Origin of the sequence: Thiorhodococcus fuscus, from assembly GCF_042682685.1 — a bacterium.
Taxonomy (GTDB): domain Bacteria; phylum Pseudomonadota; class Gammaproteobacteria; order Chromatiales; family Chromatiaceae; genus Imhoffiella; species Imhoffiella fuscus.
Genome location: NZ_JBHUHX010000015.1, coordinates 115615 through 137796, shown reverse-complemented (window position 1 = coordinate 137796; position 22182 = coordinate 115615). Strand labels below are relative to the sequence as shown.

Sequence of the window (22182 nt, the reverse complement as noted above, 5' to 3'; positions counted from 1 at the left end):
TCGATTTCCCTGTGGTGAGGATGTTTCTGGTCCGATCCGCGCGCGTGGCCCGGAATCGGTGGCTCAGTCTTTCAGGTTGCGTTTATCCAGCACGCGTTTCGCCTTGCCGACGAAGCGCTCGATGCTGCGAGGCTCGACCAGGTCGACATGCGCTCGGATACCTGCGACGGTGTGGATCTCGCGGCTGATCCGTTCGCACAGCGCCTGCATGCGGTCCATGCGGTCGGAGAAGATCTCTGGATGGATCTCGACCTTGACATGCACTTCGTCGAGCGTACCCGGCCGGCTCACCTCGATCAAATAGTGCGGCGTGGTGCCCTCGACCCGCAGCAGCGCCTCTTCGATCTGGGAGGGGAAGACGTTCACCCCTCGGATGATGAGCATGTCGTCGGTGCGTCCGGTGACGCGGCTCATGCGGATGGTGGTGCGACCGCAGGTGCAGGGCTCGCGATAGATCCGGGCGACGTCGCGCGTGCGGTAGCGGACCATGGGCATCGCCTCGCGTGTCAGGTTGGTGATGACCAGCTCGCCCGGTTCGCCCTCGGGTACGGGCTCCAGCGTTTCCGGGTCGAGACATTCGACCAGGAAATGATCCTCCTGGATGTGCATGCCGTCGTGCGCCTGGCATTCGCCGCTGACTCCGGGACCGATGATCTCCGATAGGCCGTAGTTGTTGAAGGCGGCGATATCGAGCTGGTCCTCGATCTCCCGGCGCATATCCTCGGTCCAGGGTTCGCCTCCAAGGTGTGCGTAGCGGATCGGCAGTGTGCGCGGGTCGATGCCGAGATCGCGTGCGGTGTCGGCGATCGTCAGGGCATAGCTCGGGGTGCAGATGAGCACCTCGGGTGCCAGGTCGCGCATGATGTCGATCTGACGTCGGGTATTGCCGGCGGCGGCGGGGATGACGGTGGCGCCGACCTTTTCGATGCCGTAGTGCAGGCCGAATCCGCCGGTGAAGAGTCCGTAGCCGAAGGCGACCTGGACCGTATGCTCCGGTTTGAGTCCGCCGGCGACCAGGAAGCGGGCGCACAGCTCGGACCAGGTATCCAGGTCGCGGGCGGTATAGCCGACGAAGGTTGGCGTTCCGGTGGTGCCGGACGAGCCGTGGATGCGGGCCAGCTCCTTGCGCGGGACGGCGAGCAGCCCCAGCGGATGATGGCGACGCATGTCGCTCTTGGTGGTGAAGGGCAGGCGCCGGATGTCGTCGAGAGAGCGGATGCTGTGCGGGCCGATCTCATGGTGGGCGAACTGGTCGCGGTAGAAGGGTACGCGACCGGCACGGGTCACGAACCCACGCAGACGCTCCAGCTGAAGCGCCGCGCGCTCGGCGCGCGGCATGGTCTCGGCCGCCGGGTTCCACAGGGTGGATGCGGTCGAGGAAGGGGGTTGGCTATCGGGTATGGACATCATCCGGAATCCGTTGTGTGAAAGCCGCAGATGCGCGCGCGAGGATGTCTTGGCGCAGCGGCTTCATCGATCGGCCGCGACCGCTTGGGAGGTGCCAGCCCTCGGCCCTTGAACGGAGCGACGTACCCTCCAGTCGAATCGGGGGCATGTCCGATTCGGAGGTGAAGGGGCCGTCGCTGTCCGCACGGGATTTGGCCGGCGACCAGGGGTCGTGGCGGCTTGCAGTGGGGGCTGATCGCGCTTCAGGGAACGAAGCTCATGAGCTCCTCTGCACTGACGACGTGCAGCTTCTTGTCGAGCAGGACCTCGATGGCCCGGTCCGGGTCCTCGAAACGGAAGATGAGGATGGCCTTGTCGCCGCGTCGCAGCGAGAAGGCATACATGTACTCGACGTTGAGGTCGGCGTCTTCGAGGATCTTGAGCGCGGCCGCCAGACCGCCCGGACGGTCCAGCACGTCGACGGCCACCACTTCGGTGAGGTTCACCACCCAGCCGGCCTGTTCCAAGACACGCTTGGCCGTTTCCCACTCCTTGACGATGAGACGCAGTATGCCGAACTGTGCGGTGTCCGCGAGCGACAGCGTCAGGATATTGATGTCCTCGGCGGCGATCGCCGTCAACGGGGCTTCGAGCCGCCCAGGACGGTTTTCGAGAAAGAGCGAGAGTTGTTGCAGTTTCATGGCATTGGGCTCTCTTGAGAAATGGATGTTGCGCACCGCAAGGGCGTGATGTCTGGGTGCGGCGCCTGTTCGCTGACCGCGCCCAATATGGCATGCGGTTAACTTCCTTCGTTGCGGCGGTCGATGACCCGTTTTGCCTTACCCTCGCTGCGCGCGATGGTGCGCGGCTCGACCAGACGCAGTTCGACCCGGATGCCGATGATGTGCTCGATCGCTTGGGCGAGCCGTTTGCGCACCTCTTCGAGGCCACGGATCTTGTCGCTGAAGACCTCGGGCGTGACCTCGATCTCGACCGCGATCTGATCCAGTCCATGGGAGCGGGTGAGGATGATCTGGTAATGGGGCAGGGTGCCCTCGACCCGCAGCAGGGCGGCCTCGATCTGCGAGGGGAAGACGTTGACGCCGCGGATGATGAACATGTCGTCCGAGCGGCGTCCGATGCGGCGCATGCGCCGGATGGTGCGTCCGCAGGCGCAGGGTTCGGTGATGATGGAGGTGATGTCGCGGGTACGGTAGCGGATCATCGGCATCGCCTTCTTGCTCAGCGTGGTGAGCACCAGCTCGCCCTCCTCGCCGTCGGGCAGCGCCTCTTCGGTCTCGGGGTCGATGATCTCGGGGTAGAAGTGGTCCTCGAAGATGTGCAGACCCTCCTGGGCGCAGCATTCGCTGGCAACGCCCGGACCCGTGATCTCCGAGAGGCCGTAGATGTCGTAGGCCTTGATGCCGGCTTCGGCCTCGATGTGGGTGCGCATCCCGTCGGTCCAGGGTTCGGCGCCGAAGATACCGATCTTCAGTGGCAGCTCGCGCAGATCTACGCCCAGCTCGTGGGCGCGCTCGACCATGTAGGTGAAATAGCTCGGGGTACAGCAGAGCGCCGTGACCTGGAAGTCGCGGATGAGCATGATCTGGCGGTCGGTGTTGCCGCCCGAGATGGGGATGACGGTCGCGCCCAGTGCCTCGCCGCCGTAGTGGGCGCCGAGCCCGCCGGTGAAGAGTCCGTAGCCGAAGGCGTTCTGCAGGATGTCGCCGCGATGCATGCCGCAGGCGGCGAAGGTGCGCGCCATGACCTCGGACCAGACCTCGACGTCCTCGCGTGTATAGGCGACCACGATGGGCTTGCCGGTGGTGCCGGATGAGGCGTGCAGCCGCACCACGTCGCTCATGGGGCTGGCGAAGAGCCCGAACGGATAGGTATCGCGCAGATCGGTCTTGACCGTGAAGGGCAGGCGCTGGATGTCTTCCAGTCGCTGGATCGAGTCGGGCGTGAGGCCGCGTTCCTCCAGCCGGCTGCGGAACAGCTCGACATGCTCGTAGGCGCGGGCTACGACGGCGCGCAGACGCCGCAGTTGGACCTCTCGGAGCGCCGTCTGTGGCAGAAAATCCGGGGCGCTGGCGGGATGGAATCCACCTTCCGCGTCGTTCCAGAGCTCTCTCAGCATGGTGGGCCTCGCGTATTTTAGCCGGCCTGGTTGCGCTCGAGCGCGGCGGCGCGTCCGAGAGCAAAGGCCTGTTCGTTGATCGTATGGAGCTTCTCTGCAAGGTTGGCGTACATCGCTGCGAGCCAATCTTCCTCCGGAATGTCCAGCACGATGGACATGGCGCCCAGCAGCGCGACATTGAGGCTCTTCTTGTTCTTGAGCGCGCCGTCTGCGAGCACGTCCGGGCCGATCAGAATGCCGTCCGCGCGCAGGGTGGGGCGGTTGATTTCGACCTGCGTTCCTTCCAGGACCAGGAGCACGTTCGCTTCGCCGGGCGGCACCATCGGGCTCAGAACCCGGGGGCCGAAACGCACGTCGCTGCTGACCGATCCGCCGCGCTGGCTCATGCCGTGCAGTTCGCTCTTCTTGACGTCGAGTCCGGCGCGGAAGGCCGCGTCGGCCAGGATGTCCGACGCCTTGAGGACGCCCTGACCGCCGAGTCCGGCGATGACTACATTGGTAACGTTCGTCATGCGATCACTTTGAGGATTGTTTGTCTGATGGAGTGTCCGTCATGGATCGGACGGGAGGACCGACGGCCGCGTCTGGCCGTCCGTCGATCCGAGTTGGATGCCGCGCCGCTCAACCCGTCCATTTCGATGGGTAGGCGGCGTGTCCGTCTCAGCTGGCCGGCTCGGCTGCGCATGCCTGTTCGGCGGCCGCCTTTTCGTAGAAGCGGATCTTGGGCGCCGCCAGCACGCAGGGTTGGCGCGCGATCACCAGCGAGGTCTCCGGTTTGGCCAGCAGGTCGGCGATCAGCGTCTTCAGGCCGTCCTCGCGATTGTTCGCCTCGATCACATGGACGTTCTGCACGCCCATGGAGGCTGCGAGCGCCTCGAAACTGATCTTGCCGGTCGGCGAGTGATCGAGCAGACGCCCGGTTCCCGGATGCTCCTGCTGGCCGGTCATGGCGGTGGTGCCGTTGTCGAGGATGAGTACCAGATGACCGGTCGCCGGGGGGTTGTAGACCATCTCGGCGATCCCGGTCAGCCCCGAGTGCACGAAGGTCGAGTCGCCGATTACGCTCACCACCCGCCGCGCTTGGTCCTCGGGCAGCACGTGACGCATGCCGAGACCGACGCCGATGCTGGCGCCCATGCAGACGCAGGTGTCCATGGCCGAGAAGGGCGGCAGCACGCCGAGCGTGTAGCAGCCGATGTCGCCTGCGACGATGCAGTCGAGATCCTTCAGCGCCTGGAAGACGGCTCGGTGCGAGCAGCCCTGGCACAGCTCCGGTGGCTTGCCTTTGGGCGGAACCGGCTCGGGGCTGGTATCGCCGGTCAGGATGCGTCGCACGCGAGCCACGTTGAGCTCGCCGAAGCGGTACATCTCGGGTTTGCCCTCGGCCGGGATGCCGGCCGCGCGCAAGGAGTCGACCAGCACCGGGTCGCCTTCCTCCACCACGACCAGACGCTCGACCTCGTCGGCGAAGGCGCGAATGCGCTCCATCGGCAGCGGGTAGGTCAGACCAATGGTGAGCTGGCGTGCGTCCGGTGCGGCCTCGCGGGCATGCACGGCGGCGATGCCGGTGGCGATGATCCCGAGCGCGGCCTTGCCCTCGTCGAGACGGGTCGGGCCTTCCTGCTCGTTCCAGGCGGCGATCTCGGCCAGTTTCTGACGCAGCTTGTGATGCGCTGGCTTGGCATAGGCCGGGATCATGACCCGCGCCGGGATATTGCGCTCGAAACTGGGCTCCGGCTGATCCACGAGCGGGGCACGTGGAACGACCACCGTCTTGGAGTGGCAGACGCGCGTGGTCAGGCGCAGGATGACCGGGATCTTCCAGCGCTCGGAGAGCTCGAATCCGAGCCAGGTGAAATCATAGGCCTGCTGAGAGTCGATCGGCTCCAGCATCGGCAGGGCGGCGGCCCGCGCGTAATGGCGGTTGTCCTGCTCGTTCTGGCTGGAGGCCATGCCGGGATCGTCGGCCGAGACCAGGACGAGTCCGCCCTCGATATCGGTATAGGCGGCGGTGAAGAGCGGGTCGGCGGCCACGTTGAGTCCAACGTGCTTCATGGTGACCAGGGTGCGCGCCCCGGCGAAGGCCGTGCCCATCGCGACTTCCAGTGCCACCTTCTCGTTTGGCGACCATTGCGCCCGTCCGCCGAGGTGATCGAAGGTTTCGAGGATCTCGGTGGATGGCGTGCCCGGGTATCCCGTACCCAGTTTCACGCCCGCGTGCAGCGCCGCCAGCGCGACCGCGTCGTCCCCACTCAGTAAAAGCCGTTCTCCAGTCATATCTTGGATTGCTCTCGCGTTCAGAATATTACGGCCGCATTATCCGCTGCACCGCTTGGGGGCAGCAACCGCCGTCGTCCCGGGCAATCCTGCGTCATATCAAGAGCCCGCCCGGAAACGCCGTGTGAGCACGGTGCCCGAGTGTCCCTGCTCCACGAGGGGGGTGTACCATACGGCTCCGTCGCCCAGATGTAGTGCATCCCCCATGTCCGATGGTCTAGACATCGCCTGGCTCCTGCTGTGCTCTTTCCTGGTGTTCATGATGCAAGCGGGCTTTCTCTGTCTGGAAAGCGGCTTGGTGAGAACCAAGAACAGCATCAACGTCGCGATCAAGAACATCGTCGATCTCTGTCTCTCCGGACTCCTTTTCTGGTTGTTCGGATACGGTCTCATGTTCGGCGCCTCGCATGCCGGCTGGATCGGTACCGATGGCTTCCTGTTCGGGGAGGGGGCGTCGGCGCATTCCATCAGCGTCTTTTTCTTCCAGTGCATGTTCTGCAGCACCTCGGCGACCATCGTCTGCGGTGCGGTGGCCGAGCGCATGCGCTTTCTCGCCTATGTCTTCTCGACCCTCATGATGGTCGCCTTCATCTATCCGGTCACAGGGCACTGGGCCTGGGGCGGCCTGCCGACGGGCGAGGCGACGGGCTGGTTGGCGAGGATGGGGTTCATCGATTTCGCCGGCTCCACCGTGGTCCATTCCGTCGGCGGTTGGGTGGCGCTCGCTGCGGTGCTCCGTCTGGGTGCGCGTCGAGGCCGCTTCGATGTCGAGGGCTTCGGTCTGCAGGGCGGAAACGTGCCGCTGGCGTCGCTCGGGGTCATTCTGCTCTGGTTCGGCTGGTTCGGGTTCAACGGCGGCAGTGCCTCCAGGTTGGATGAGACGGTGCCCCTGATCCTGCTCAATACCTTCATCGCCGCAGTCTGTGGCGGGCTCGGGGCGATGTTCTTCGGCTATGCCCGTCTCGGGCGTCCGGCGGCGCTCGACCTACTCAACGGGGTCATCGGCGGTCTGGTTGCCATCACGGCCTCCTGTCATATCCAGTCGCCGCCCATGAGTGCGCTGATCGGCGCGGTCGGCGGGGTCGTGGTGGTACTGGGGAACCATTGGCTGGAGCGGCTGCGGATCGATGACGCCGTCGGCGCGATCCCGGCGCATCTCTTCGCGGGGGTCTGGGGGACCCTGGCGGTCGCGCTGTTTGCGCCGGTCTCGGCCTTCACTCAGACCGGCGGTCGGTTGGAACAGCTCTGGGTGCAGGGGTTGGGCGTCCTCGTGATTGGGGTCTACGCCTTTTCCGTCAGCTTCGGACTGCTATGGTTGATCGGGCGCTTCTATCGATTGCGCGTGGACGCCGAGTCGGAGCGGCTCGGGCTCAATGTGGCCGAGCATGGCGCTACGACCGAGATCCTGGACCTGCTCATGGACATGGATAGCCAAAGGCGCAAGGGCGACTTCTCCCACCCGGTGAGGGTCGAGCCCCATACCGAAGTCGGTCAGATCGCACTCCAATACAATCATGTGCTACAGCGGGTCAACGAGGAGATCCAGAAACGCGAAGACGTGTTGAACGCCTTGACCGCCAGTGAGGGACGTAAGACGGCGATCCTGGATGCGGTTCTGGACTGCATCATCACCATCGATCACGAGGGTCGGGTGCTCGAATTCAATCCGGCCGCCGCGCGGACGCTGGGCTGCTCTCGGCGCAGCGCCATCGGACGCACGATGGCCGAGCTCATGATTCCGAGCGAGCGGCGCGAGGGCTTTCTCCAGGCGCTGCGCAGCGGTTTCGTCATCGAGGGGCGCTTCTTGCTGGATCAGCGCACCCAGACCATCCTGCAACGGGTCGATGGCGAGAGTTTCCCCGCCGAGGTCGGCATTACCCAGGTGCTTTGCGGGCGCCACCCCGAATACACACTGCATGTGCGGGACGTGACCCGCCAGCGCGAGATTCAACGCCGACTGCATCAGCTCGCCCATTACGACGCGCTCACCGGGCTCTCGAATCGTCATTTTTTCCGCAACAGCCTGTCGTTCTATCTCATGGCCGAGGCGCCGCGTCAGGTTGCCGTGCTCTTCCTCGACCTGGACCGTTTCAAAAACGTCAACGATACCCTCGGGCATCCGGCGGGCGATCAATTGCTGCGCGAGGTCGCGGAGCGTCTGCGCGCCTGTGTCCGCTCCGACGATCTGTTGGCCCGCTGGGGTGGCGACGAGTTCATCGTCGCCCTCTTGGGGGTGGAGAGCCAGTCGGCTATCGAGCAGAAGGCAGGGCAGATCCTGCGCGAGCTTGAGGCCCCGCACCGGATCAACGAGCGCACTGTCCGCTCGCCGGCCAGTATCGGCATCGCCTGCTATCCTGAGGGCGGCGAGAGTCCGGAGCTGTTGATTCGCAATGCCGATTTGGCGCTCTATCAGGCCAAGAAGGCGGGCCGGAACAACTTCCGGGTCTTCAGCGCCGACATGGCCCATCTGCTGACCGAGCGTCTTGAGCAGGAGAACGGTCTGCGCGAGGCGCTGGAAAACGAGGAATTCGAGCTTTTCTATCAGCCCCAACTCCTGATCGACACCGGAGAATTGATCGGTCTGGAAGCCTTGATTCGCTGGCGTCGGCCCGGCCAGGGGCTGGTGATGCCCTCGGTCTTCATCCCCGTGCTGGAGGAGACCGGGCTGATCGATGCGGTGGGCGAATGGGTGCTGCGTGCCGCCTGTCGTCAGCATGCCGCTTGGCGCGAGCAGGGATTGAATCCGCCTCGGATCGCCGTCAACGTATCGGGGCGTCAGTTCCTTCAGGCCGGTTTCAGCGGCGTCGTTTCGCGCATCCTTGAGGAGCAGCGTATGCCGTCTGCGTCGCTCCAACTGGAAATCACCGAGACCGTGCTGACTCGGGATACCGTCCACTGTATCGATATTCTGCGCAACCTGCGCGAACTGGGGCTGGAGATCGCGCTCGACGACTTCGGGACCGGCTATTCCTCTCTCAGCTATCTCAAGCGTTTCCCGATCGACGTCATCAAGCTCGATCGCTCCTTCGTGAGCGAGTGCCACCTCAAGGAGGAGGATGCAGCCATCTGTGCCGCGATCATCTCGCTCGGCCGCACGCTCGGACTCAAGATTCTGGCAGAGGGTGTCGAGGAGCAGGCGCAGCTGGATTTCCTGCGGCGCGAGGGTTGCCTCGCCTATCAGGGGTTTCTCTTCAGTCCGCCCCGGCCGGCGCGAGAGACGACCGAGCTTCTCAATGCGCGGGCACGCGAAAACGCTCCTTCGTTCGAAGTCATCGAGGGTTCCGAGTTAACTCTATAGGGCCTTGAATCCGCAGTATGTATTCTCAAATGTCATGTGAGCCCGGGGAGACGACGCTGTGATACTCTCGACCTCAGTCAAGGTCTGTTAGCGGAGTCCGTGCTCCTGGTCCGCTATTCATTCCGACGAATACGTCATGCAGGATTGGACGAACACATTGAATATGGATAACCGCGATGACAGTGACACAACGATTGATGCTTCTGGTTGGAACTGCAGCGGCGGGGCTGGTGCTGGTTTCTGCGATCGCCGTCTCCCAGATCGGGCGTGTCTATACGGCAGCGAATTTCACGAGCGAGTACACGTTGCCGTCCCTGATCGCTCTGAATGAGTTGATCGTGGGTGTCGAGCGCGAGCGTATCCGGACGATGCGCCATGTCTTTGTCGCCAACGACACCGCTTCGATGAGCGAGATCGACCGGACGATTGCGGCGGCCGATCAGGAAACGAAGGCGGGATTGGCGAACTACGAGCGCACCATTCTCAGTGAGGGAGACCGTCGGCGCTTCGATGCGGTGCTCGCACAGTTCGACGTGTTCAATGAGGCCCAGCAGTCCGTGCTGGGCCATTCGCGGTCTGGCCAAAAGGAGTTGGCGCAGGCGCAATTCGCCGATTTCGACGCCAGCGGTCAAAAACTCGAGCGCGAGCTTTATGGCTATATCGATTACAACATCGAGCTTGGCCGCAAGGGGGCGAGCGCGGCCGAGCGCACCAAGGACGTGCGGATCATCATCATGATCTCTATCTCCGCCGTCACCATTCTGGTGGCCGTTCTCCTGGGTGTCTGGATCATCAGGCGTTTGATGCGTCAATTGGGTGGCGAACCGGCCTATGCCGTCGAGATCGCCGGGCGGATGGCCGAGGGCCGGCTGATGGATGTTCAAGTGAGGCCAGGCGACACCGAGAGCATCTTGGCGGCCATGCAGCGGATGCAGATGACCTTCACGGATTTCATCGAGGCCCAGCGCGAGAATGCCGAGCAGCATGAATTGGGTATGATCGACCATCAGATTTCGGTCGAGCGATTCCCAGGCGTCTACGGCCAGATGGCGGCTTCGATCAATGAATTGGTGCGATCGCACATCGCGGTCAAGATGCGGGTGGTCGAGATCGTGAGCCGTTATGCGTTGGGTGACCTGTCCGTCGATATGGACCGTCTGCCCGGCCGCAAGGCGCAGATCACCAGCGCGATCGATAGCGTCAAGTCCAGTCTGCAAGCCGTCAACGCTCAGATCAAGGGGTTGGTCGAGGCGGCGGTGGTGGGCGACTTTAAGGCGCGTGGCGATACCGAGCGCTTCCAGTACGAGTTCAAGGAAATGATCGAGGGCCTTAATCGCTTGATGAGCATCAGCGATGTGGGGCTCGGTGAGGTCTCGCGCATCCTCGGCGCGTTGGCCAAGGGCGATCTGACTCAGAGGATCGAGGGCGACTATCAGGGCACCTTCGGCACCCTACAGGAGGACTCCAATACCACGGTCGCGCGTTTGCGCGAGGTCGTTGGCCAGATCATTGATGCCTCCCAGGAACTCGACCGAGCGGCCAAGGAAATCGCCACCGGAAATCAGGATCTGTCGAGCCGGACCGAGTCGCAGGCGAGCAGCCTGGAGCAAACCGCCAGCGCCATGGAGGAGTTGAGTACGACGGTGAAGCAGAACGCCGATAATGCACAGCAGGCGAACGATTTGGCCCAGTCGTCGAACGACACCGTCGCTCATGGCGGTGAGGTGGTGCGACGGGTGGTATCGACCATGGGCGAGATCAAGGCTAGCTCGAATCGGATTGCCGACATCATCACCGTCATCGACGGTATCGCCTTCCAAACCAACATCCTGGCCCTGAACGCGGCGGTCGAGGCGGCTCGGGCGGGCGAACAGGGTCGCGGCTTCGCGGTCGTTGCCGGAGAGGTGCGCAGCCTCGCGCAACGCAGTGCCACGGCGGCTAAGGAGATCAAGGACCTGATCGCGGATTCGGCGCGCCGTGTCGAGGAGGGCGTGCTGTTGGCGAATCAGGCCGGGACCGCGATCAATGAGGTGGTGGAAAGTTCGCGTCAGGTGGCGTCCTTGGTGACCGATATCACCAAGGCGAGCCGTGAGCAGAGTTCCGGTATCGGTCAAGTGGCCGAGGCGATCGGTCAGATGGATGAGATGACCCAGCAGAATGCCGCCTTGGTGGAAGAGGCCGCTGCGGCGGCTGAGAGTCTTCAGGAGCAGACTCAGGGGCTAGTGCGTTCGGTGAGGCTCTTCCAGCTTGGCGAGGAGGCGGCGACGCCGGTTGCCGCAGCGGCGAGGGGTTCGATGTCGCGGAGCCCGGTCAAGTCGTCTGCGAAGGTTTCCGAACACTCCGCTCCGCCACGCAAGTCCAGCGCTCCGATCTCGTCGGCAGAAGATTGGGAGGAGTTCTAGTAACCCCTGCCGTGATCCGAGTGTGGCTCTGATAGAAGAGAAGGGCGGCGCGAGCGGGGATCCGATCCCCGCTCGCGCTTGACGGCTAGCCGATTGGCCGATGGATCGCAGATGCGATTACCAGGTATAGATGAGCTCGGCGCGGACGAAGAAGGAGTCGTTGCGTCGATTCTCGGCGTAATAGTCGCCCGGCATCAGATACTCGGCGACCAGATGGCCGGAGACATTTTTGTTGAGCTTGGTGCGGATCCACCCGGTGAAGAGATGGCCTCGGAAGCTGTCGTCGCCGCTGATCAGGCTCACCTGCGAGGGATAGCTGGGATATTGCTCCGCCGCCCAGAGCGCATGATAGTCGAGCAGGACCCAGGTCGTCGGATGGACCTGGGCGGTCCAGCCGAGGTTGAGACGGTGGAGGTTGCTCGCTCCAGCCACTCGGCCGTCGAGCGGCCACTGATAGACCATCAGCTCGCTCCACTGCGGCCAGCGACCCCAGAGCGGGTCGAAGCCCTCGTCCTCATCGCTGTTCGGGTCGTCGCCCGACAGATATTCATAACTCGCGTGTAGTTGGTTCTTCAGCGCGTCGTTGAAGTTGTAGTTCAACCGGCTGTTGAGACCGAAAGCGCTGAGATCGCGATCGTTGCGCGTTCCCCATTGGTAGACGGCCTCGGCGCGTAGCGCCCAGTTCTCGGTCAGATTGGTGTCGGCGCGTCCTCCCAGAGCATAGATGTCGCCCGCGTTGCCCGGCGAGGCGAATGGATAGCCGTTGTTGACCCGGATATTGCCTGGGGTGTTGTTTGGATCGTCGTGCTTGTAGATGAAATAGCCGTCCAGGTCGCCGTCGAGCAGGGTCTTGTTGTTGGCGTAGAGGACGACACCGGTTTCGTGCTGTTCGGTCTGATCCTCGACCTCGCCGTTGAGTGCCTGAGGGAAACGGCCGGTGTCGGGGTTCTCGTCGATATAGATGAGGTCGAAGGTGGTGCCGATGTCCTCGGCGCTGTAGGTCGCGCGCGCGGCGTCGAAAGAAAAGGTGCGGGAGCCGTCGATCGGGGTTCCCTCGAAGACCAGCCAGCCGTTGCCGAGCATGATCTCCTGGCGACCGATTCGGACGGACAGCGGCAGGCCGGCGATATTCTTCGCGTCGACGTGCAGGAGATCGAAAAAGATGCCACCGCTGTACCAGTTTTCGAGCGGGGGGTAATCCGATCGGTTCGGAGACTGGTAGTGCCGGCCCTCCCAGAGCAGGCGCGCCTTGACCGAGACGTTCTGGTCGAAGGCGTAGTTGCCCCAGAGCCGGGTGCGCAGCCGCTCGAAGGTGCGGTCTGCGGTCTTGCTGTCGGCGTCGAGGCCGACGTTGTCCACGAAGATCTGCCGGAGGCGCACGTCTCCGCCCCAGGTGAATGGCGATGTCGCCTCTTGTGCGATGGCCGTCGTGCAGGAAATCGCGGCGGCCAGTCCTCCAGCCAGGAGTGTTTTTTTCTTAGATATCATCGTCTACCTTCTTCTCGTCGAGTGCCCATTGGCGATCTTCGGGGGTGACGTCATCGCGTGCGGCGTTGCGCCGCACGAGCCCGTAGATCAGGCTCGCAATGGCTGACGCGATGATGCCGAAATAGGCGATTAGAACGAACGGATCATCGATACCAATCATGATTCAGTGCCTCTTCATGGATTCCGTTCGGGGAAACAGTGACGCAGGTGCTCGGCGCTCGGTGGCTTGGTGACGGCGCTGACCAGGATCAGGGCCAGGAAGGCCGCCGGCAGTGCCACGATGATCGGATCCACCGAAGGCCAGTTCGGATAGTCGGCGAGGATGCTGGTCTTGCCGCCGGTGACCAACTGAACCAGCCCGATCGCGGCGGCCTCCTTCGATTTCACCAACAGCAGCCAGAACAGCGACACGCCCATGCCGACGATCATCGAGGCCAGCGCGCCGGCTCGCGTGACCCGTTGCGAGAAGAGCCCGCCGATATAGGCCGGCAGGAAGCTCGCGGCGCAGAGACCGAAGAAGATCGCGGTGAAGCGGGCGATGATGTATTCCTGGCGCACCGTGTAGCTGATGGACACGGCGATCAGCAGGCCGAGCACGATGGCGAGCCGCATGACCAGCAGGCTGGGTTCGCGACTTTGCCCCTTGCTGCCGATTTGCTCGTAGAGGTCGCGCCCGGCCGCCGTTCCGATGGTGTGGAACTGGCTGGAGATGGTGCTCATGGCCGCCGCCAGCAGGGCGAGGAAGAAGATGACGCCGAACCAGTGCGGCAGTGCCGCCGAGATGAAGGCCGGGATGATCTTGTCGGCGTCGCCCTTGACGTAGGTCAGGGCGGTCGAGCGTCCGCCGACCAGCTCGAAGTCCTGGCCCGAGGCGTCTTGGGCCTGGGTGCGCTCGCTGACGATGAGCGCTGCCTTGGCTGGGGTCTGGGTCTTGGGGCTGATGATCGCGACCCAGTCGCTTGCGTCGTTCTGTTGCATCAGCTCGACCAAGGCCCGGTCCTTCTCGGCGTCTATTTCCTGGACCACCTTGCCGTGCAGCATTGGGCCGTGCTGGGCGAACCAGGCGTTCGAGAGGCTTCCGACCAGGAAGGGGGTGCCCGTCATCAGCATGATGAAGATGGCGCCGATCGGAACCGCCCGGTCCAGCTCGCGGCGGCTGCGCACGGTCATGAAGCGCACGATCAGCTGTGGCTGGGCGAGCACGCCGATACCCACGCCGAGGATGATGGAGGTGATGACGATCCACCAGAGATCGTAGGTGTGCGATCCCCAGCCGAACGCGGGCATTGCGGTCCAGCCTTCATGCCCCATGTTCTGGAGCGGCGCCGGGACCATGTCGGCCATTTCGGTCAGATAGTGATGACCCTCGGTGATGCCGCCCAGGCTGGAATAGGTGACGACCAGCAGAAAAATCATGGCCAGGACCATGATGAAGCCCTGGAAGGTGTCGGTGTACATGACCGCCTTGAGCCCACCTGGGATCACGTAGGCTGCGGTGATGACGGCGAAGATGAGAAGAGCGACCTCGAAGTCGATACCGAACTGGGTCGAGGCGAAGATGCTGCCGCCGGTCATGACCGCCGCCGAATAGAGCGGCATGAAGAGAAAGATGAGTGCGCCGGCGAAGATCTGGATACCTCGGCTCTGATAGCGCAGCCCCAGGAACTCGGGGAAGGTGTGTGCCCCGAGGCGATGTCCGAGTCGGCGCGTCGGTTCGCCGAATAGCGTGAAGGCGATGAGAATGCCGACCGCGATGTTCAAAAAGGTCAGCCACAGCAGGCTCATGCCGAAGAGGCCGGCGACGCCGCCGAAGCCGACGATGGCCGCCGTCGAGATAAAGGTGGCGCCGTAGGAGACCGCCATGATGATCGGATGGGCGGAGCGGCCACCGACCAGGAAGTCGGCCGCCGAGCGGGTACCTCGATACCCGAGCCAGCCCAGATAGCCGGTGGCGAGCAGATAGGCAAGAATGACGAGGATGTCGATCCAGCCGACCGAAGGATTTCCGGCCATGTTTCCCCCTATTTTTGGATTCGTTATGGGTCTTGGTGCGAGCGCGGGGGAAAATACATTGTTCACGCCCCGTTTTTATATAGATCCAGCGCATGAAAAAGACGCTTTTGTGAATATTTCGTCCTTATTAGGTAGTTTTTTGTATCGGGAGAGTCGTTGTGGAGACTTATACGGTCGTCAGACCTGAACATCTGAACCATTATGGCCATCTGTTCGGTGGCTGTTTGTTGAAATGGGTCGATGAGATCGCCTGGATTGCCGCCAGCCGGGACAATCCAGGATGTCGCTTCGTGACGGTCGGCATGGACCGGGTCGAGTTCCATCAGGGCGCGCACTCGGGGATGGTGCTGCGCTTCGAGGCGGTCGAGAGTTGTCGCGGGCGAACGTCCCTGACCTATTCGGTCCGGGTCTTTGCGGACGACTTGGAAACGGGCGTCGAGGAGTCGATCTTCTCGACCTGCATCACCTTCGTGCGGCTCGATGAATCCGGCCGCAAGCTGCCTTTACCCTCAGGATCGGGCAGCCAGGTTTGCAGGGAGGATTGAGTGAAGGCGGGCCGTTCAGGATTCGGCCGCAGCGCCCCTCTCCCCAGGGTTGAGGAGAGGGGCTGTCTTCGTCAGACGCCTTGGAGGGCTTGGGTCGACTGGTGACGCTTCGTGAAGGGGGTGCGTCCGATCCTGACCCGGGAAACGAAAGACATCTCGTCCGTCAGACGTTTATTCAACGATTGCGCTTGGTCGCGATGGTTGCGCGGGTCGTGATCAGCATGAAGGCGGTGAGGACGAACGCCAGGACGGCGATTCCGATGATCATGCTCATAGGCTTGGTTTGCGCATCGACGATCCCGAATCTGTCACCGATGGGCTGCAGGATGGCTGCATTGCTAGGCGCGGTGAGCAGATAGCCGCAGAGGCCAAGGAAGGCACCATAGAGGACCATCTTCCAGTCCATGGTGATTCCGGAGACGATCATGACGAGCGCGACCAAGAAGATGAGTGTGAGGGTGGCCTTCTGAGCACCGAGCGCTGTGTCGATTCCCATCGTCTGGAACAGCATGAGCAACCAGATGAAACCGCCCCAGATGACGGCCTGCTTGATGAGATAGAAGAGGCGCCACTGTCCGTTCGCGTATGTGGTTCCCCAGCCCGAGATCAATGCGATGACGGCGGCGAAAGGAACGAAGTATTCCCAATATCCGACCGTGCTGGCCATGTCCTCGCGGGTGAGCGCGACAAGTACGACGGTGCAGACATACAGAATCACGAAAGGCAGGAGCGCGAGTATCAGCGAACTTTGTTTTTTACCTGCATTAGACACGACGAACCCTCCTGAAATGGGTCAGTGTGGTGAATGGCCGATGGCCTTGTAGAACTGAGTGCGAGACCATCGATGGGTCAAGCGTAATGATCTTAACCCTTACCGAAACCGCGTGTTAAGGAAAAACGCGTGTCTCTCGGGGTATTTCGGTCCTTGTCCGTGCGCCGAATCGGCCCTTAGCGCCTCAATTCGTGCGGGTTTTCAGCATCTTTACCCGTCTCTGGCGACCGATTAGAGTTGTCAAAAAGGATGCTTCGACCACGAGATTCGTCTCCAGAGGGGTAACGCCATGCTCGGTTTTCGACCCGTCGTGCGTCTTTCCTTGCGCGCCATCTGCTCTGTTCTGGCGGTCATTCTGACATTCGCGCATCCGAGTGCCGCATCCGCAGCGGGTCGCGAACTGACCATGACCCTGGGCACGGACTATTTCGGCCGCGATTTCGCCACGCTGAAGGACGTGAGCCTGGATGCCTGCAAGGCGGCTTGTCTGGACGACGCGCGCTGCAAGGCATTTACCTTCAATACCAAAGCCGGATGGTGCTTTCTCAAGGAGAGCTTCGCGGATCCGCGTCCATTCGAGGGGGCCGTCTCGGGGCGCATCCAGGAGGCTGGGCTGTCGCCCGTCGATCTTGCGGCGACTCGGGCCTCCGAGCTGACCTTTCTGTCTCCTCGCGAGTTGAGCGATGCGCGCGCATTGGTCGAGCGTCTCGCCAAGTCGGCGCCGACGGGCGTACGGCGCGAGTCACTCGTCGCCGAGGCGCGCTCGGCCATGACGGCCAAGAATCCGGTGCGCGCGGCCGAGCTCTATGCTGATGCACTGGGTCTCGGGTCCGCCAGCCGCAACCTCTGGGTGGCACTCTCGGAGGCGGCCAGCGCGGCCTCACCATCCGATTGGCAGACGCGTCAGCGACTCAAGAAGGAGGCGACGGCGGCGGCGATCAACGCCTATCTGCGCTCCGAGGGCGTGCAGGAGCGGGCCGGCGCGTTGCAACGCTTGGGGCGGAGCCTGGTCGATCAGCAGCAGTGGCGACCGGCGATTCGGGCGACCCGCGCCTCCCTGGCGTTGGTCGAGTCCGAGCGTCTGCGCGCCGACTACGACACCTTGATCGCCGAGCACGGCTTCCGGGTCACGGGCCACGAGGTGGATTCGGATGCCGCCAATCCGCGCATCTGCATCCAGTTCAGCGACCCGCTGGCGCGCGATCGGGCCAATCTGACCGATTTTGTGCGGGTCGCCGATCGCACCGATCTTTCGGTCGAGGTCGAGGATCGCCAGATGTGCATCGACGGTGTGCGTCACGGCGAGCGCTATTCCATCCTGGTACGCCCCGGTCTTCCCGCAGCGGACGGCGAGATTCTGTCCAAAGGCAGCGACCTGGACATCTATGTGCGCGACCGTTCGCCGATGGTGCGTTTTCTCGGTCGCGCCTATGTCCTACCCAAGGGGGGGGAGGCGGCGATCCCTCTGGTCTCGGTCAATACCGATCTGATCGATGCGGCTGTCTACCGCATCGGCGACCGCTCGCTGACCCAGGCGATGGACGACGGCGTCTGGCTGAAACAGCTCGATGACTGGAAAACGGGTCGGATCAAGGAGTCCCTGGGCGAATCGGTTTGGAAGGGGACGGTAGAGGTTCGCTCCCAACTCAATCGCGAGGTGACCACGGCGGTTCCGGTCGGTGCGGTCGTCACCGACCTCGAGCCCGGCGCCTATGCCATGACAGCCCGAGCGCACAATGCCACCGATCAATCCGATACCCGAGCCACCCAATGGTTCGTGGTCACCGATCTGGGGCTGGCGACCTTTGCCGGAAACGATGGTTTGCACGCCTTGGTCCGCTCCTTGTCGAGCGCCAAGCCGGTCGGTGAGGTCGCGGTGCGTCTGGTCGCGGTCAACAACGAGATCCTTGGGCGCGCCACCACGGACGGCCAAGGCTATGCCCGTTTCGATCCGGGTCTGCTGCGGGGCACGGGCGGCAACGCCCCCGCGTTGCTGGTCGCCGAGGGCAGGGATGGCGACTATGCCTTTCTCGATCTGACCCAGACGCCCTTCGATCTCTCCGATCGCGGTGTCGCCGGGCGGCTTCCGCCCAAGCCGCTCGACGTCTATCTGGTCAGCGAACGCGGGGCCTATCGACCGGGCGAGGTGGTGCATCTCACCGCCCTGATCCGCGACGCACGGGCCAAGGCCGCGCCCGATCTGCCCATCACCTTCGTGGTGAAGCGTCCAGACGGCGTCGAGTATCTGCGCCAGCTCACGCAGGACAAGGGGGCGGGCGGTCATCAGCTCGACCTGACCCTTACCCGGACCGCCATGCGCGGGACCTGGCAGGCGTCGGTCTACAGCGATCCCAAGGCGCCGTCGCTGGCCGATCTCTCCTTCCTGGTCGAGGACTTCGAGCCCGAGCGGTTGACCTTCGATCTGGACAGCGCGGCGGGCGTGATCGACCCCGAGGATCCAGCGCCCATCGCGGTGGATGCGCGCTTCCTCTACGGCGCGCCGGCGGCCGGTCTCGCGGTCGAGGGTGAGGTCCAGGTGAAGCCGGTCTCCAGTCTCGCCGGATACGCGGGGTATCACTTCGGTCTCGAAAGCGAGGCGTTCGAGCCGATCGGTGGTGCGTTGCCCGCGTCCAAGACCGACGACCAGGGCAAGGCCGAGGTTGCGCTGACCCTGTCCGACCTGCCTCCGACCAGCAAGCCGCTCCAGGCCAATCTGCTCGTGCGGGTGGTGGACGACAACGGTCGTCCGGTCGAGCGTTCATTGACACTGCCGGTCGCGGCCAAGCATGGCCGGATCGGCGTCAAGCCGCTGTTCGACGGCTCGGTCGACGAGGGCGGCAATGCACGCTTCGAGATCATCGCCATCGACCCGGACGGCACGCGGACCCCGCTGTCTGGCGTGCGCTGGACCCTGTCGCGGGTGACGACCCGCTTCCAGTGGTACGAGTCGGACGGCTCCTGGGACTATGAGCCGATCACCAGCACGCAGCGGGTGGCGAGTGGAACGTTGGATCTCGGGGCCGATGCCTTGGGCCGCATCGAGTCGCCGGTCGAGTGGGGCGCCTATCGTCTGGCACTGGAGAGCGCGGACGGCTCCACGCTGCCCGTGGATCTCGACTTCGAGGCCGGTTGGTACGTCAAGCCGACCGCCCAGGACACGCCCGATCTACTCAAGGTCTCGCTCGACCGGCCGCGCTATCGGGTCGGCGAGACGGTCAAGGCCCGTCTGGAGCCGCGTTTCCCCGGACTTGCGCTGGTGATGGTGGTGGACGATCGCCTCATCGCCATGCGCGCGGTCGCGGTGCCCGAGGAGGGCGCAGAGGTCGAGCTGCCGGTGACGGCTGAGTGGGGTCCCGGCGCCTATGTCACCGCCGTGCTCTATCGGCCCATGGATCTCGCGGCCAAGCGCATGCCGGCGCGCGCCATCGGTTTGACCTGGGCGCCCGTGGACCCTGGGTCGCGCAAGCTGGATCTCGCGCTCGATCTGCCGCCCGCGCTCAAAGGCACCGTTCGTCCGCGTCAGACCATCCAGATTCCGGTTTCGGTCGCCCATGCCCCGCCCGGCGAGCCGGTCTATGTGACGGTCGCTGCGGTCGACGTCGGCATCCTCAATCTCACCCGCTATCAGCCTCCCGCGCCCGAGGACTGGTATTTCGCCCAGCGCCGTCTGGGCATGGAGATCCGCGATCTCTATGGCCAGCTGATCGATCGCATGCAAGGCGTTCCAGGCGTGGTGCGCTCGGGCGGAGACGGCGCACTGCTCAAGATGGAGGGTCCACCGCCGACCGAGGAGCTGGTCGCCCTGTATTCGGGTGTGCTTAAACTGGACGATCAGGGGCGCGCCAGCGTCTCCTTCGACATTCCGGACTTCAACGGCACGATTCGGGTCATGGCCATGGCCTGGTCGGTGAGCGGTGTGGGTCATGCGGTGAGCGATCTCCTGGTGCGCGATCCGGTGGTGGTCGCGGCGGCACTGCCGCGCTTCCTGGCGCCCGGAGACCGTTCGCGCATTCTGCTCAATTTGACCCATGTCGAGGGCCCGGCCGGCGATATTTCGGTCAGTGTGGCGACCGAAGGCGGTCATACTCGGATCGCACCCGAGTCGGCCGACCAGTCGGCGACCCTGGTCGAGGGCGGCCGTCTCCAGCTCCGGGTGCCGATCGAGGCACTGACGGTCGGCGACGATGCGCTCAGTATCGATCTGCGCACGCCGGATGGGCGCGATCTGACCAAGCGACTCCGGGTGCCTGTGCGCTCCAACGCCCCGGTGACGAGCCGTACCCAGGTCCGCGCGCTGGCGCCCGGTGCCGAGTTGCGTCTGGATCCAAGCTGGTTGTCCGACCGTCTGCCGGGGACCGGCTCGCTGCTGGTTTCGGTCGGCGGGGCCGGGCGGCTGGATATCGCCGGGCTGCTGATGGCGCTCGATCGTTATCCCTACGGTTGCACCGAGCAACTGACCAGTCGCGCCTTGCCCTTGCTCTATCTGGAGGATGTCGCCCGCTCGATCGGGCTTGGCGGCGATGCCAGGCTCAAGGAACGGGTGCGCTCGGCCATCGCCGACATCCTCGCCAACCAGGGCAGCAACGGCAGTTTTGGGCTTTGGGGCAGCTCGGACGGCGGCGATACCTGGCTCGATGCCTATGTATCGGATTTCCTGACACGGGCACGCGAGAAGGGTTACGCGGTGCCCAAGGTACCCTTCGAGACGGCGCTGGACACTCTGCGCAATGCGCTCTCCTACGCCCCAGACTTCAGCGATGGCGGTCAGGATATCGCCTATGCCCTCTATGTCCTGGCCCGTAACGGTCGGGCGGCGATCGGCGATCTGCGCTATTACGCCGACACCAAGCTCGATGCCTTCGCCACACCCATGGCCAAAGCCCAGCTGGGTGCCGCGCTGGCGCTCTATGGAGACCAGCTACGCGCGGATGCGCTCTTCCGTAACGCCCTGGCGATGTGGACCCAAGACGGCCAGGACGACACCAGTTGGCGCGCCGATTACGGTTCGCGGCTGCGCGACGGCGCCGCGCTTCTGGCCCTGGCGTCCGAGACCGGCACCACGGCGATCGACATTCAGCGTCTGGCCCGACAGGTCCAGGATGCCTGGGACCGGGACGGCTACAGCAGCACCCAGGAGCAATCCTGGCTATTGCTGGCGGTGCATGCACTGGTCACCGGTGCCGATCAGCCGGACCTGCTGGTGAACGGCAAGCGGCACTCCGGCGGGTTCTATCGTCGTTTGAGCGATGGGGATCTGGCCGATGCGCCTCTGCGGATCGAGAATCCAGGATCGACTCCGCTGGATGTCCTGCTGACCGTCAGGGGTGTGCCCGAGGTGCCCGAACCCGCTGGCGGCAACGGCTACCATATCGAGCGCGCCTATTACGATCTGGACGGGCGGCGCATCCAGCCAAGCGGCATCGCTCAGGGCGAGCGCATGATCGCCGTCGTCACGGTCACGGCCGATCGACAGCGCCGGGCGCGGCTCATCGTCGACGATCCATTGCCGGCCGGGTTCGAGATCGACAATCCGCATCTCATCAAGGCCGGTGCGATCAGCGACATTCCCTGGCTGGGGCTCGAAGAGCAGGCGCAGCATGCCGAGTTCCGGGCCGATCGCTTCGTGGCCGCGATCGATCGCCCCGAGGGCGGTGCGCGACAGTTCCAGTTCGCCTATCGTCTGCGGGCCGTCTCGCCCGGCGTCTTCGCCCATCCGGCGGCGACGGTCGAGGACATGTATCGGCCGAGTCTGCGAGGCTGGACGGGAACCGAGGTCGTGGAGGTGCTGGAGCCCGCGCCCTGAGCGATTGCTGCCTGTTGCCTGGGCCGGCTGCGATGTCTGACGCGATGCGGTGGCTGTG

The 22182-nt window shown here is 63.9% G+C and carries 13 protein-coding genes; 4 read left to right on the top strand and 9 right to left on the bottom strand.

All coding sequences use genetic code 11. The features are described from left to right. Nucleotides 1–63: 63 nt before the first annotated feature. The 5 genes from ACFSJC_RS07155 to ACFSJC_RS07135 form a co-directional block, all read right to left on the bottom strand. Complete coding sequence (locus tag ACFSJC_RS07155) at nt 64–1407, bottom strand: phenylacetate--CoA ligase family protein (protein WP_386025190.1); 1344 nt, start codon at nt 1405–1407, stop codon at nt 64–66. Between the two features lie 242 nt (nt 1408–1649). Then, the gene (locus ACFSJC_RS07150) at nt 1650–2087 is read right to left on the bottom strand and encodes an ACT domain-containing protein (protein WP_386025188.1); all 438 of its coding nucleotides are present in this window, start codon (nt 2085–2087) and stop codon (nt 1650–1652) included. 98 nt (nt 2088–2185) lie between these two features. Then, nucleotides 2186–3526, bottom strand: a complete 1341-nt coding sequence (locus ACFSJC_RS07145) for a phenylacetate--CoA ligase family protein (RefSeq protein ID WP_386025186.1) — start codon at nt 3524–3526, stop codon at nt 2186–2188. A gap of 17 nt (nt 3527–3543) precedes the next feature. Beyond that, entirely contained in the window at nt 3544–4038 is a 495-nt protein-coding gene (locus ACFSJC_RS07140; protein ID WP_386025184.1) for a 2-oxoacid:acceptor oxidoreductase family protein, read from the bottom strand. 148 nt (nt 4039–4186) lie between these two features. Further along, nucleotides 4187–5803, bottom strand: coding sequence for a thiamine pyrophosphate-dependent enzyme (locus tag ACFSJC_RS07135; RefSeq protein WP_386025182.1), 1617 nt, complete (start codon nt 5801–5803; stop codon nt 4187–4189). A 205-nt stretch (nt 5804–6008) separates the two neighbouring features. Here ACFSJC_RS07135 and amt point away from each other — a divergent pair, with 205 nt between their 5' ends. Next, nucleotides 6009–9101 carry an ammonium transporter gene (gene amt, locus ACFSJC_RS07130; RefSeq protein ID WP_386025180.1) on the top strand — a complete coding sequence of 1031 codons (3093 nt, stop codon included), beginning with the start codon at nt 6009–6011 and terminating at the stop codon, nt 9099–9101. 176 nt (nt 9102–9277) lie between these two features. Then, nucleotides 9278–11503 (top strand): methyl-accepting chemotaxis protein, encoded by a 2226-nt coding sequence (locus ACFSJC_RS07125; RefSeq protein ID WP_386025178.1) that lies wholly within the window; start codon nt 9278–9280, stop codon nt 11501–11503. A gap of 117 nt (nt 11504–11620) precedes the next feature. Here the strand turns inward: ACFSJC_RS07125 and ACFSJC_RS07120 are convergent, their stop codons facing one another. Genes ACFSJC_RS07120 through ACFSJC_RS07110 form a run of 3 tightly spaced genes read right to left on the bottom strand, consistent with a single transcriptional unit; the run spans nt 11621 to nt 15004 of the window. Next, a complete protein-coding gene (locus ACFSJC_RS07120) occupies nt 11621–12991 on the bottom strand; it encodes an alginate export family protein (protein ID WP_386025176.1) in 1371 nt (456 codons plus the stop codon). Beyond that, entirely contained in the window at nt 12981–13151 is a 171-nt protein-coding gene (locus ACFSJC_RS07115) for a symporter small accessory protein (protein ID WP_386025175.1), read from the bottom strand. The genes ACFSJC_RS07120 and ACFSJC_RS07115 overlap by 11 nt, the downstream gene beginning before the upstream one ends. Nucleotides 13152–13165: 14 nt before the next feature. Beyond that, nucleotides 13166–15004, bottom strand: a complete 1839-nt coding sequence (locus ACFSJC_RS07110; protein WP_386025173.1) for a sodium:solute symporter family protein — start codon at nt 15002–15004, stop codon at nt 13166–13168. A gap of 158 nt (nt 15005–15162) precedes the next feature. Here ACFSJC_RS07110 and ACFSJC_RS07105 point away from each other — a divergent pair, with 158 nt between their 5' ends. Continuing rightward, on the top strand, nt 15163–15549 hold the full coding sequence (locus ACFSJC_RS07105; RefSeq protein WP_386025171.1) for an acyl-CoA thioesterase: 387 nt from the start codon (nt 15163–15165) through the stop codon (nt 15547–15549). Nucleotides 15550–15724: 175 nt separating this feature from the next. Here ACFSJC_RS07105 and ACFSJC_RS07100 read toward each other — a convergent pair whose 3' ends face one another. Then, entirely contained in the window at nt 15725–16321 is a 597-nt protein-coding gene (locus tag ACFSJC_RS07100) for a hypothetical protein (RefSeq protein ID WP_386025169.1), read from the bottom strand. A 289-nt stretch (nt 16322–16610) separates the two neighbouring features. On the opposite strand from ACFSJC_RS07100, the gene ACFSJC_RS07095 reads away from it, so the two are divergent. Next, nucleotides 16611–22124 (top strand): alpha-2-macroglobulin family protein, encoded by a 5514-nt coding sequence (locus ACFSJC_RS07095; RefSeq protein WP_386025167.1) that lies wholly within the window; start codon nt 16611–16613, stop codon nt 22122–22124. Nucleotides 22125–22182 lie beyond the last annotated feature (58 nt).